The sequence below is a fragment of the Fontibacter flavus genome (assembly GCF_042432905.1).
In the GTDB taxonomy this organism is placed as follows: Bacteria; Bacteroidota; Bacteroidia; order Cytophagales; family Cyclobacteriaceae; genus Fontibacter; species Fontibacter flavus.
Map to the genome: position 1 here is coordinate 70,960 of NZ_JBHLWI010000013.1, position 13,506 is coordinate 84,465.

The following is a 13,506-nucleotide window of genomic DNA, read 5'->3' on the forward strand; positions in this document are numbered from 1 at the left end:
GGGAAAAACCGAGGCTTTTTTTATCCCTTCAAAGCCATCAAATCTTTGAATGGAACTAATTATTGCTGGAATTTATTATCATAGTAAGCTTAAAGTTTTTCAGGTATGGGCAGAATTCGAAGAATGATTGCCTATTTTTGTCGATAGTCTGCCCAAGTACTTGAATATCTCAGTCCCAAACAGTCCATTTGAAAACGAAAGCTGAACTGATTTTGTCAGTTCAATTCAAAAGATTACTATATTATTAAAAAAATCAAATACTCATTTTTATGGGAAGAAAATCAAACAACAGAGGCCAACAAGGAAAGAAAAAAGGAGGAAAGATAATGGACTCTGCCCAGTTGGCACGTATAATCCTTAACTTTTTGGACAACAACTTTGGCCAGGAATATAACGCCAAACAAATCATCAAAAAGCTGGAAATCAGAGATTCCCTGACAAAAGGTGCAGTAGAGCCTGTTCTTCATAAACTTGCGGCTTCTGGATCTATTTCCAAAAGCCCAAGAAACTATTTTGCATCGGTAAAGGAACCTGAATTTATAGAAGGAGAAGTGGATTTTGTCAATCCCCGCTTTGCCTACATCAAGCCTGATGCTAAATACGAAATGGAAGAAGACATTCTAGTCAAGGAAGCAGACTTAAAACATGCCTTGGATGGAGACAAAGTCCGGGTAATGGTTTATCCTGCAAAAGGCAGTTCCGGGAGAATTGAAGGTAAAGTGTTAGAAATAACCCAAAGACTCCGGGATGAATTTGTAGGAAGAGTGGAAATTTCACCTCGTTATGCCTTTGTAGTACCTGATTTCAGAAAAATGCACCACGATGTATTTGTCCATAAAGGAGACTTAAAAGGTGCCGAACACAATCAAAAGGTAGTAGTGAAGTTGACAGAATGGCGAGATGAAGACAAAAACCCAACAGGGAAAATTGTCCGGGTTTTGGGCAAGGCTGGAGAACATGAGGTAGAAATACACTCTATCATGGCTGAATTCGGACTGCCTTTTGAGTACCCAAAAGAAGTTGAAGAGGAAGCTAATGCCATTCCGGATGAAATCCCTTCTTCTGAGATCAAGCAAAGAAGAGATATGCGGGATATTCCTACATTCACCATAGACCCTGCGGATGCCAAAGACTTTGACGATGCTATATCCTATCGCAAACTTGAAAACGGCAATTATGAAATTGGGGTACATATAGCAGATGTCACACATTATGTCAAACCAAAAACCGGAATAGAAAAAGAGGCCTATGACAGGGCTACTTCTGTTTACTTGGTTGACAGGACCATTCCAATGCTTCCTGAGCGCTTAAGCAATGGCCTCTGCTCTCTTCGTCCCAATGAAGACAAACTGACTTTTTCTTGTGTCTTTGAAATGGATGAAAATGCCGATGTGCTGAATCAGTGGATCGGTAGAACTGTCACCCACTCCAATAGAAGATTCGCTTATGAAGAGGCTCAAGAAAATATTGACAAACAGGAAGGAGATTTCTACGAAGAACTCACCTTGTTGAATGAGTTAGCCAAAAAAATCAGAAAAAGAAGATTTGATAAAGGAGCAGTAAATTTTGAAACTGTCGAGGTCAAGTTTAAACTCGATGAAAAAGGTACTCCATTGGGATTAATGGTCAAAGAACGAAAAGATATTCATAAGTTGATAGAGGAATTTATGCTCTTGGCCAACCGAACTGTAGCAGAATTTATCTACAATCGAAACAAAGGGAACGATACTTTTGTATATAGAATTCACGACTACCCTGATATGGAGAGGTTGGAGACTTTCTCCAATTTTGCCAAAAAATTTGGACATGAAGTTAAAATCGCTGAAGGCAGTAGAATTTCCAAAGCCTTGAACAAATTGATGGAAGAAATTCTTGGCAGGCCTGAACAAAATGTATTGGAGCAACTCGCCATAAGAAGTATGGCCAAAGCTAAATATACTACCGAACCGAAGGGACACTTTGGTCTTGCTTTTAAACATTATACCCATTTCACCTCTCCTATTAGGAGATATCCTGATATGATGGTTCACAGGCTATTGCAGCACTATCTCGATGGCGGAAAAGCACCTGATCCTGAGGCTTGGGAAGAAAAATGTATACACTCCTCTGAAAGGGAAAAAAGGGCCGCAGATTCTGAAAGAGCATCCATCAAGTACAAGCAGGTTGAGTATATGGCCCTTGCTGAAGAGAAAGATTATGAAGGTATCATTACCGGAGTGACGGAGTGGGGTGTTTATGTGGAAATAACAGAAACCAAGTGTGAAGGCATGGTCAAGGTGTCTGAAATGAATGATGATTATTACGAGTTTGACGAAAAAAATATGAGATTGATCGGAACACGCAACAAAAAGCTCATCACTTTGGGTGACAAAGTAATGGTTAGAGTTGTCGCTACCGATATAGACAGAAGAACTATTGACCTGGAATTTGCAGATAATGAACCAAAACAAAAAAGACGTAAGTAAAATTTTACAGGAGCTGGAAAACCACATCCAGGAATACTCCTACGGTAAATCCCCAAAAGAGCTTTACGAACCTATATCATATATCATGAGCTTGGGAGGAAAAAGAATCCGCCCGCTATTGACACTATTGGCCTATTCCCTTTACAAGGAAGAGTACCAGAAAGTCTTCACACCTGCCATGGCCGTTGAAGTATTCCACAACTTTACCTTGATGCATGATGACATCATGGATGATGCACCACTGAGAAGAGGTAAAGCAACTGTTCATGAAAAATGGAATGCCAACACCGCCATTTTATCAGGAGATGTCATGCTAGTAAAAGCTTATGACATGCTATTAGGAATTTCCCCTGACTTATTACCTGAATGCCTGAGATTGTTTAATAAAACCGCAGCAGAGGTTTGTGAAGGACAGCAGCATGACATGAACTTCGAGACTATGAATACTGTCACAGAAGATCTCTATATAGATATGATCAGGCAAAAAACTGCAGTACTTTTGGGCTTTGCCCTTCAATTTGGCGCTATCCTGGCGGGTGCTCCAAAAGAAGATTCAGAAAAACTGTACAATTTTGGTGTCAATATCGGAATTGGCTTCCAATTGAAAGATGACTTATTGGATGTTTATGCTGATAAAGAAAAATTCGGTAAACAGGTAGGAGGAGATATTATATCCAATAAAAAAACATTCCTACTACTGAAGGCAAAAGAAATTGCGTCCGGGGAGAACAAAGTTTCTTTGGAAAACTGGATTTCGGCCAAAGAATTTGACAAGGTGGAAAAAGTAAATGCAGTGACTGCTATTTATAATAACCTTGGGATCAAAAATCTAACCGAATCAAAAATGCAGGAATATTTTGATATGGGCTTCTCCCAATATGAAAACCTAAAAGTTCCAAATCAGGATGCCTATCAGACATTAATGATGCTCACCAAAGACCTGGTCAATAGAGAAAAATAATCCCCTAAACCACTATGGAGTTATCTGCTACTGTCGTCCTGATCGGAATTACAGTTTTGACATCTTATATAGCCTGGAAAAACCCAGAACTATTGAATAGGTGGATGTTTACACCTTATCTTATCAAAAACAGAAATCAGTGGGACAGGTTTTTCCTTTCAGGTTTCATTCACAAGGACAATATCCACTTGCTATTTAATATGTTTACCTTTTATTTTTTCGGCAGGGTGGTTGAGATGTTTTTGTTATATAGATTGGGTACCGGATTGGGCCTAATTACCTTTGTATTATTCTACATAGGTGCCATTATTGTGTCCGACATACCCACCTATTTCAAACACAGTGATGATTATGGCTATCGAGCCTTGGGCGCATCAGGGGGAGTTGCAGCCGCTGTATTCGCAAGTATTGTGATCATGCCCCTTTCAGACATTTGTCTGTTCGGTATTATTTGTCTTCCTGGATTTCTCTTAGGTATTATATTTTTAATATACACCTACATGCAGTCCAAAAAAGGAAATGATGGTATCAATCATGGGGCTCACTTATACGGTGCATTATTTGGAATCTTTTTTATCCTGATCATTTCACCCCAAAGTGCATTGCAATTTGTGGAACAAATAAAAAGCTTCAGGCCATTTTGACCTGAAGCTCTTCTATTACTTTAGCAAATCACCGATCAGTCTTTGCCTTTCTGTAACTGTCGGATGTTTTTATCAGTTACAGCTTTTAACATTGTGACCCAATGTTCACCTCTCTCTTCAGCAAATACATCTGGACCAGGCACTCCAACTCTCATGCTGACCACTCTGGTAACATTATTCCCCTGCCCATCATTTTTAAAGTAAACATCGAGGGCATTGATATTATTGGTGAATCTTGAAAGTTTATCAATAGAAGCCCTGATTTCAGCCTGCACTGCCTCACTGATATCCAGGTTAACTGCCTGAACGTCGATCTTTACGCCCTTGTAATTTTCTGTGTAATTCATGATTGAAATTTTATTTTAGTTTAAAAATACATTTTATTATACGTATTTCAAGTGCTTAAGGTCACAAAAAAACCACTCAAAATTGAGTGGTTTTTTATTTAAAATTCAACTTTAGATTACTTCATTTTCAACTCAGTTTTCATCTCTTCGATATTCAAAATCTTAGAAATTCTATTCTTTTCTATTTCTCTGAATTTTTCTAATTGTGCATCTATTTGTCTGGTAATCTCAACTCTCACTTCTTCAGCCCCATCAGTCGGTCTAAATTCACCTGTACCAACGATTACATTCAAATGTGCAAGTTTATTATTCAGACGGATTGGGAAATTCAAAGGATCCTGGCCACTTCTGTTTTGAGTCTGATACAGCTCTTTCTCAATATCAGAAATAGACTTGACGATTGGCTCGATGGTTCTCTTCTGTCGGGCATTCTTCTCTACGATTCCATTCAACTCATCTCTATATTTTCTGATCAGCGTAATGGTTTCATGAGTTTCAGTTAATTTATCTCTGACCTTCAACAAGAAGTCATACTGCGCCTGAAGATCTGCCTGAGTAGAAGAATACCTCAAATCAGGTAATACTTTGAATGATTGGTTTTGAGCCTGACCATCTACTGTCAACCTTACTGTATAATCACCTGGTACCACTTTTGGACCTCTAAGAGGACCGGACCACATAATCATTCCTTCAAATCCTTTCGCATCTGGAAGTCTTAGGTTCCAGTTGAATTCATTAGAACCAAGCTTATACTTTAATGTATCGCCTTCTATGCCTTTTGAAGAGAATTCTTTGATAAGGTTGTTTTTATTGTCGTAGAACTCCAATCTCACCTCATTCTTAGGCTGCTCTTTCAAATGATAATAAACCAATACACCGCCTGGTCTGTTAGTGCCAGCTGTTTTAGACTCTCTTCTCACCCCGTCAATTCTATAAGAATCCTGAGGTTTGAAAAGGTAAAACGGCTTGCTGCCAACTTCATTGGACAATTGATGGATAACAGTCAAATCGTCGATAATCCAAAAACTTCTACCTTGGGTAGCAGCGATCAAATTGTTTTCTTTAATCGCCAAATCAGTAATCGGTACAATTGGAAGGTTCAATTGGAATGGTTTCCAATCTGCGCCATCATTGAATGAAATATACATTCCGGTCTCTGTACCTGCATAGAGAATCCCTTTCTTTCCAGGATCGGCTCTTACTACCCTAGTGAAATGTTGGGGATCAATTCCTTTTACGATTTTAGTCCAGGTCTTACCGTAGTCAGTTGTTTTGTACAGATAAGGAGCAAAATCGCCATTTTTATAGGAGGTTGCAGCAAAGTACAATCCACCTTCTTCAAATGGATGACCTTCCATACTGTTGATCTGAATCCATTCCGGCAAATCTTTAGGCGTCACATTTGTCCAGGTTTTACCATTATCTTGAGATACGTGCACCAATCCATCGTCTGAACCTGCCCAAAGGACCCCTTTCTTAATTGGGGATTCTGTAGCTGCAAAGATTGTACTGTAATATTCTACTGAGGTGTTATCCTTAGTAATAGGACCTCCTGATGGACCCAATTTTTCTTTTGCATTCCTTGTCAGATCAGGACTGAAAGTCTCCCAAGACTGTCCTCCATTGGTAGACCGATGGAATTGATTAGAAGTAGTATACAATACTTTTGGATCATGAGGAGAGAAGAAAATAGGGAAGTTCCACTGGAACCTATATTTCATACCTTCTGCGCCATGTCCCATTGGGTTATCCGGATATACATTGACATTTCTTTTTTCACCTGTCCTATGGTTCAACATCTGAAGAAGTCCACCATAATTACCACCATAGACAATATCATTGTCTAAAGGATCTACAGCTAACCAACCACTTTCACTTCCTGCACTGACTTCCCAATCATTTTCAGTAATGCCAAAGCCTTCGTTTCTATGATTGATACGCAAGGTTGAATTATCCTGCTGGGCACCATAAATTCTGTAAGGGAAATGATTGTCAGTGGTGACCCTGTAGAATTGCATGGTAGGTTGATTCATATATGTGGACCAACTGGCGCCACCATCATTAGAAACCTGGGCACCACCATCATCAGCAATAATCATTCTCTTATTGTCTGCTGGATCTATCCACAGGTCATGGTGATCACCATGAGGAGCGTTGGCACTTTTGAATGTCTTACCTCCGTCTGTGGATTTGTGATAACTTACATTGAGTACGTACACGGTGTTTTCATCCTGTGAATCGGCGAAAATTCTTGTGTAGTACCATGCTCTTTGTCTGAGGCTTCTATCTTCATTGGTTTTCTCCCAAGTTTCGCCCCCATCATCAGAACGGAATACCCCTCCCTCAAGATTTTCAACTATAGCCCATACCCTGTTTGAGTTTAATGGTGAAATGGTAACACCCATAATACCTAAAGTTCCAGCAGGTAGCCCTTTGTTTCTGGAAATCTCTTTCCAAGTTTCACCACCGTCAGTACTTTTAAACATTTTAGAGCCAGGACCACCACTTTCCAAGCTGTAAGGGGTTCTTTTTACCTGCCAAGTAGTGGCAAACATGACATCAGGATTCTTGGGGTCCAAAACCAAATCAACTGCTCCAGATTGGTTGTCCACAAACAGTTTTTTATTCCAAGTCTTACCACCATCTGTAGACTTATATACACCTCGCATATCGGTAGGTTTGAAGATATCACCCAAAACCGCAGCGTAGACAACATCCGGGTTTTTAGGATGAATTCTTATTCGGGAAATAAATCTGGTTTCTTCCATGCCCAGGCTTTGCCAGGTTTTACCGGCATCAGAGCTTTTCCAGAAACCATAACCATAAGAGACATTGCCTCTAACAGTTTTCTCTCCACCACCAACATAGATGATGTTCGGATCTGATTCAGCCACAGCCACAGCTCCGATGGATCCTCCAAAATAACCATCTGAAATATTAGCCCAGGTTACCCCTGCATCAGTGGTCTTCCATACACCCCCACCCGTAGCGCCGAAATAATAGGTATTTCGATCAGAAGCCACACCGGCCACAGCGGCGGATCTGCCACCACGATGTGGGCCAATATGCCGCCATTGGACCGCATTATATAATTTTTCATCATACTGTTGGGCATAACTTTCGGGATGAGGTGCCATCATCATCCACATCATGATGACCAAAAGGTACATTAGTGGTTTTTTCATAGTAAATGGATTTATATTATGTGTAATTTAAGTTAATCAATAAATCAGGATGTGAGATTCAATAAATGACTAATGGCAAAATATTTATCTAAGAAAATAAGTATTGCCATTAGCCTTTATTGAGACACTCCAATTCATTAATTAGTTACCGTAATTTGGATTTTGAGTCATATTTGGATTAGACAACAATTCATCTCTTGGAATAGCTAAAATTTGCTTCCAAGGCTGATCCAAACTTACAGGTGCAACAGAGTTCTTTCTGCTCACATTACTCAAAACAGCCATTGCTCTGCCTGTTCTGACCAAATCAAAGAAACTGTGACCTTCAAACGCGAACTCAAACTTCCTTTCCTTCTCAATTTCCAATAGAACAGCTTCTTGAGTCAAAGCACCAGAATAGAGTGCAGCTCCAGCTCTTTGTTTAATCGCATTCAGATCAGCGATAGCCAAATTCAAAGTTGAAGGAGTTTGCGCATAAGCTTCTGCACGATTAAGATACATTTCCGCTATCCTGATGATATGCGCATTATCAATATTTCCTGCCTTTTGATATTTTGTAGGATAATAGACGCCTTGAACCGCATCAAACCCAAACATTTTTCCCCTCACGTCATTTTGGTCTGCCTGAATCGCCGCAATAAATTGTTCATGTACAGCGAGTTCCCCTCTGCCACCCTGTGCCCCTGGAAAATACCAAAATCTCATCGCACTCTGATCAGCAGCAATAAATTCCAGTTCAAAAATCGATTCACCACTAAAATCAGTCGCAAAAATGTTAAGGTAATTACTCATCAATGTATACTTACTGTCATTGATTACCTCTGAGGAAAGGCTTATCACCTGTGGGTAATTTTTAAGATAAAGGTAAAGCCTTGACAAAAGTGCTCTGGCTGTACTTTTGACGGCTCTTGCTTTCGAAAATGCAATACTGGATTGTTGCTCCGGCAATAAAGAGAGTGCCTGTAACAAATCAGCTTCCACTTGACTATAACCTTCAGCCAAAGGCGGTCTACTTGGATAAAGTGATTCATTGACTCCTCTAGAAGGAGTCAATGGTAATACCACACTTTTTTCACCATGAACACCTGGAACACCTCCAAAAACCCTGTTCAAATCAAAGAATGCCAAGGCACGCACAAAATAGGCCTGCCCAATGATGTTGTCTTTATTAGCCTGAGGCATATTGATATTTGGAACTGACGCAATAATATTGTTGGCCTGATTGACAGCCCTATATGCAGCAGTATAAAAATTGGTGACTTCAAGGTTTGAAGCATCCAATTGATATGTATCCAATTCCCGGTAAAAATCCCAAGTACCCACACTTTGGGAAACATCACTGGAAACATCCGCTATGATCTGGAAATTTCTTCCATAATAAAATCCAGACTGCAATTGATTGTACAGACCGGCAAGTGCTGCTTGGGCACTCTTTTCATCTGTAAAAGCTGTTTGATCTGAAATCTGGGTTTCTGGTTCCTGATCTAGCACATTACAGGAATACACAAAAGCCAAACCCAAACAAATCACCGCTGTTTTATATATATTTAATATTTTCATGACTTGCTCTTATTAAAATGTAATATTAAAACCACCCATATAAACTCTTGGCTGAGGCATCGCATAGAAATCCACACCTTGAGTTGTAGCTGTGGATGCTGTAGCATTAACTTCAGGATCCATGCCACTATAATTCGTGAAGGTTAATAGATTCTGTCCACTTACATAAATCCTTGCAGAGCTCATACCCAATCTATTGATCCAGGCAGATGGCAATGTATATCCAATGCTAACATTCTTAAGTCTCAAATAGGATCCATCTTCCACAAACCTTGATGGTCTCAGGTTTGCGGCATAATTGGCATTGGTCATCCTAGGCACCATAGTGATATCCCCAGGCTGTTGCCATCTATCCAGCTGACTTCCTAAGAAGTTGGTATTTCTGGTACCACCATGTTCCTGGAAGAACCTATTCCAGTTCAACTGGTCATTTCCATAAGAATACTGGAAGAAAATCATCGCATCTATATTTTTGTACCTTAAAGTATTGGTAAGACCACCAAAGAAGTCAGGCCAGGCATTTCCTACAATAAACCTGTCAATATTTGGATCGAATGGCCTGCCATCTTCCATAGTTTCCCAAATTGGATTACCTGTTTGAGGATCTACACCAAGCTGCTTGTGCATCCAGAAGGAATACATGGGAATACCTTCCTCCATACGGATGATATCTCTGTTATAGACAGGAATCGCTTGTGCGAGCTTTTTGATATTGTTCTTGTTTTGGGCAATATTAAAACTCACATCCCAAGTAAAATCTTTTTGGGCAACGGCATTGGCATTAATGCTCAGTTCAAATCCCTTGTTTTCCATTTCTCCAAAGTTTTGGAAAATACTGGTAAATCCACTTGATCTTGGAATAGGAACTGCCAACAAGAGATCTGTAGTCTGCTTATTATAATAATCCAAGGTAAGGCTCATCCTGTCTTTTAGGAAAGCTACATCTACACCGATATTAAACTGGGCTGTTTTTTCCCATTTCAGATCAGGATTAGCCAATTGGGATGGTTCTGTTCCAGGAATATTGGCATAATTAGCACCACCTGTCCATAATCCTCTGGATTGAAAATCATTGATGCCATTTTGGTTACCAGTAACCCCGTAACTTGTTCTCAATTTCAAATCCGAGATGAAGTTCACATTGTCAAAAAACTTCTCCTCAGAGATTCTCCATCCCAATGCTGCTGAAGGGAAAGTACCCCACCTATTGGCTTCACCAAATCTGGAACTTCCGTCTCTTCTGACATTAAGAGTAAATAAATACCGGTTTTTCAAAGAGTAATTTACCCTTGTGAAAACTGAAGCAATACCCCAAACAGATCCTGTTGAAGATGATGTCTGCACAGCCGCAGAAGCAATTCTCTTAAAATCATTGGAAGGAAACTGCTGTCCGGTTGCAGAGGTCCTTTCAAAAGTGGATTGCTGCAAAGATGTTCCCAACAAAACACTTAAGGTATGCCCGCCGGCAAAATTGGATTGGTAATTCAACACGTTTTCCTGAATCCAGTTATCATTTACGCTGACAATAGATGTAGCTTGTCCATTCACTGCTGCACCTGCATTCAATAGAGTATTGATATAAGTATCTTCTTTTACGTTATTATAGTCAACACTGAAATTACTCCTTAAGGACAATCCAGGGAAAAATTCATATTCTCCATAAACTGTAGCCAACACTCTATTGGTCACCATAGTAATATCGTTCTCGTTGATTACCGCAATTGGGTTCTCAAAAATACTGAACTTGGTATAGCTGCCATCTTCTTGGTAAGGAGCCAAATTGGAAGGGAAGAAATGGGTCCCACCCAATGCTCCTGCGATATTGTCATCATTGTTCACCCTGTTCCTGATGTTTCTAGAATACAGGATACTGGTACCTATTTTCAATTTATCCGAAACGAAGGCATCCAAGTTTAATCTACCTGTCTTTCTTCCGAACGCTGTTGGGGCTATAATACCATCTTGTCTAAAGTCGGAAGCTGAAACCAAATATCTAACTTGATCATTCCCTCCGGTAACAGAAACATCCACATTACTGATTGGAGCATCTCTGAATACAAAATCAGCATAATTTGTACTGATCGCCTGACCAGGATTAGGATATATTGGCTGTCCCCCATTATTGACGGCGGCCTCATTCCTCAATGCCTCAAAGGTTGGACCATCCACCAAATCCGGTCTTCTCCACACACTTTGAGTACCATAATAAGAGCCAATACTTACGCGTGCCTTTTGGCTTTTCCCACGCTTAGTGGTAATCAACACAACGCCATTGGCAGCTCTTGCACCATAGATTGCAGTAGCTGATGCATCTTTCAATATTTCCATGGATTCAATATCTGCTGGATTGATATCTGCCATAGCATTAGCAGTACTGCCCCCCAATCCAACTGCAGATAGGTTTCCTGAGACAATCGGAATCCCATCCACCACGTATAATGGATCATTATCCGCATTGATGGAGGTAGTTCCTCTTACACGAACAAACATCCCCCCTCCAGGTGTACCTGAATTAGATGTTATGAGAACACCTGAAGCCCTACCCTGCATCATTTGGTCAGGGCTGGACATAGGTAGGTTTTCTATATCTTTTGAACTGACTGAGGAAATAGAGGAAGTCAGTGTCTTTCTGTCTTGTTCTCCATATCCAACAATAATGATCTCACCCAATTGCTTAACATCCTCCTGCAATTGGATATCAATTCTGGTTCTTGAGCCAACAGTAACTTCTTGGCTCAAATAACCTATATAACTAAAAACCAAGATACTGTTATCACTTGGCACATTGATGGAAAAATTTCCATCTAAATCGGTAATCGAACCTACAGTGGTTCCTTTTATTTGAACATTGGCACCTGGTATAGGCTCCTTGTCCGTACCGGAAGTGACCGTTCCGGTGATTACTCTTTGCTGGGCATCAACTTGAATTGAAACTGCCAAGAGTAATAGCAACATGATTAATAATGATTTCTTCATAGACTAGTTTGTTAGTGTTGTAATGATAATTTAGGGATAGCTCCCTTTAAGGTGGTTAAATCCTTGATTTCAATTCATAGGCAATTTTCACGGTTTATAATTTATCAAATGAGATTTTAAAACCCTCTAAAGGCAAAGGATCAATAGGAAAAATATAAACTTGTTATTTTAAATAAAAAAAAACATGCCCCTTTTACACGAGTATTTTTACCAAATATTATTTTGATTTTTTATGCACGTGTAAAATTTATATAAAAAATAAAAAAAATAATATTTTAAACATTGAATTGTTTGTAAAAATCAACTTTTAATTACTTTATTGGATTAAATTTACATCCTACGAAAAATAATTCAGCCAAAAAAAGAAAGATAGAACAATTTAATTTTCCATAATCGGTCAGAGATTTTTCTCAAAAAGATTAATTATTTCAATAAAACTAAATTTTTCAATTATTATCAGAATAATATTTTGATAAAAATTTTTCATCGAAATATAATACTAAAACAATTGATTTTATTAATAAATATTAAGAATAGCTAATTCTATTCTACTTTTTTATTAATTAACCAAATTAAAACAAAAAAACATCTCCAAATAAGTAAAGCTTTTTTTTTGGGGGGGGGGTAAAAAAAAAAGGTAATTACTAACCTAAAAGATTACTTTGCCTTGTCATACAATTTTTCCAAATAAGCAACCCCTCTCCGCATCCATTCCGGTGCTTCATGATCCATTAAGTAGTAATGAAAATATTGCTTCATCCTAATTTGAAAATCTTTTTGATCTGTTCCATTAGACAAGTGGTGACCCTCATTTGGGTAGGAAAGAAAAATCACTTCTTTACCCAATCTTCTAGCCGCATTATATAATTCAAGCCCCTGTGCCCAATCAACTGCCCCATCCATGATTCCATGCAATATCATAAACAGGGTTTTGATATTTGGTATATGGAACATCGGATTCTCTCTATTGTAATCCTCCCTATGTGGCCAAGGTATCACCCCTCTACCCATTCTGACTTGTCCAATCTCCATGACCCCATGATGAACCGTGCCTGTACTCACATAGATATTTCCCATCTGGAGAATATTGAAGCGGTCTGATCACAAAACCATTTGGGAAATTTTCATTTTCAACATTTAACACCTTTTTGCTCGGCCTATCCTGAATACCAGAAAACACCAAAAGCTCATTCAACTGATGCTCCAATGAATAATCCGGGTTAAAAAAAATCTTCAAAAAACAAAAAAAGGGGGTGTCCGAAAAGTCGAGACACCCTTTTTTTATTGTTGATCTTCTCTAAAATTATTATTTTAGAGTTGAACAAAATACAACAATGTCTAAGGTAGTTTTTAAAAATCAGACTGGCA

General features: G+C 39.0%; 8 protein-coding genes. 3 read left to right on the forward strand and 5 right to left on the reverse strand.

Annotated elements, in window-relative coordinates:
- The first annotated feature begins 269 nt into the window (after window positions 1-269).
- From rnr to ACFFIP_RS06405, 3 genes are read left to right on the forward strand one after another with little or no spacing between them, the layout of a single operon-like run.
- On the forward strand, window positions 270-2,465 hold the full coding sequence (gene rnr, locus ACFFIP_RS06395) for a ribonuclease R (RefSeq protein WP_382386750.1): 2,196 nt from the start codon (window positions 270-272) through the stop codon (window positions 2,463-2,465).
- The gene (locus tag ACFFIP_RS06400; protein ID WP_382386751.1) at window positions 2,437-3,426 is read left to right on the forward strand and encodes a polyprenyl synthetase family protein; all 990 of its coding nucleotides are present in this window, start codon (window positions 2,437-2,439) and stop codon (window positions 3,424-3,426) included. Before rnr ends, ACFFIP_RS06400 begins: the two co-directional genes overlap by 29 nt.
- A 14-nt stretch (window positions 3,427-3,440) precedes the next feature.
- Window positions 3,441-4,070 (forward strand): rhomboid family intramembrane serine protease, encoded by a 630-nt coding sequence (locus ACFFIP_RS06405; protein ID WP_382386752.1) that lies wholly within the window; start codon window positions 3,441-3,443, stop codon window positions 4,068-4,070.
- Between the two features lie 35 nt (window positions 4,071-4,105).
- Here ACFFIP_RS06405 and ACFFIP_RS06410 read toward each other — a convergent pair whose 3' ends face one another.
- The 5 genes from ACFFIP_RS06410 to ACFFIP_RS06430 form a co-directional block, all read right to left on the reverse strand.
- Window positions 4,106-4,417: an HPF/RaiA family ribosome-associated protein gene (locus ACFFIP_RS06410; RefSeq protein WP_382386753.1), complete on the reverse strand. Its 312-nt coding sequence runs from the start codon at window positions 4,415-4,417 to the stop codon at window positions 4,106-4,108.
- A 116-nt stretch (window positions 4,418-4,533) separates the two neighbouring features.
- Window positions 4,534-7,560: a WD40/YVTN/BNR-like repeat-containing protein gene (locus ACFFIP_RS06415; RefSeq protein WP_446685326.1), complete on the reverse strand. Its 3,027-nt coding sequence runs from the start codon at window positions 7,558-7,560 to the stop codon at window positions 4,534-4,536.
- Window positions 7,561-7,743: 183 nt separating this feature from the next.
- Window positions 7,744-9,162: a RagB/SusD family nutrient uptake outer membrane protein gene (locus ACFFIP_RS06420; RefSeq protein ID WP_382386754.1), complete on the reverse strand. Its 1,419-nt coding sequence runs from the start codon at window positions 9,160-9,162 to the stop codon at window positions 7,744-7,746.
- A gap of 12 nt (window positions 9,163-9,174) precedes the next feature.
- Window positions 9,175-12,138, reverse strand: a complete 2,964-nt coding sequence (locus tag ACFFIP_RS06425) for a SusC/RagA family TonB-linked outer membrane protein (RefSeq protein WP_382386755.1) — start codon at window positions 12,136-12,138, stop codon at window positions 9,175-9,177.
- Window positions 12,139-12,795: 657 nt separating this feature from the next.
- Window positions 12,796-13,215 (reverse strand): alpha/beta hydrolase family protein, encoded by a 420-nt coding sequence (locus ACFFIP_RS06430; protein ID WP_382386756.1) that lies wholly within the window; start codon window positions 13,213-13,215, stop codon window positions 12,796-12,798.
- Between the last annotated feature and the right edge of the window lie 291 nt (window positions 13,216-13,506).

Excerpts from the sequence above, each read along its gene's own strand:
- ACFFIP_RS06400 (WP_382386751.1), top strand. The coding sequence starts at position 2,437 with ATGAACCAAAACAAAAAAGACGTAAGTAAAATTTTACAGGAGCTGGAA.
- ACFFIP_RS06415 (WP_446685326.1), bottom strand. The coding sequence starts at position 7,560 with ATGATGATGGCACCTCATCCCGAAAGTTATGCCCAACAGTATGATGAA.
- ACFFIP_RS06405 (WP_382386752.1), top strand. The coding sequence starts at position 3,441 with ATGGAGTTATCTGCTACTGTCGTCCTGATCGGAATTACAGTTTTGACA.
- ACFFIP_RS06410 (WP_382386753.1), bottom strand. The coding sequence starts at position 4,417 with ATGAATTACACAGAAAATTACAAGGGCGTAAAGATCGACGTTCAGGCA.
- ACFFIP_RS06420 (WP_382386754.1), bottom strand. The coding sequence starts at position 9,162 with ATGAAAATATTAAATATATATAAAACAGCGGTGATTTGTTTGGGTTTG.
- ACFFIP_RS06425 (WP_382386755.1), bottom strand. The coding sequence starts at position 12,138 with ATGAAGAAATCATTATTAATCATGTTGCTATTACTCTTGGCAGTTTCA.
- rnr (WP_382386750.1), top strand. The coding sequence starts at position 270 with ATGGGAAGAAAATCAAACAACAGAGGCCAACAAGGAAAGAAAAAAGGA.
- ACFFIP_RS06430 (WP_382386756.1), bottom strand. The coding sequence starts at position 13,215 with ATGGGAAATATCTATGTGAGTACAGGCACGGTTCATCATGGGGTCATG.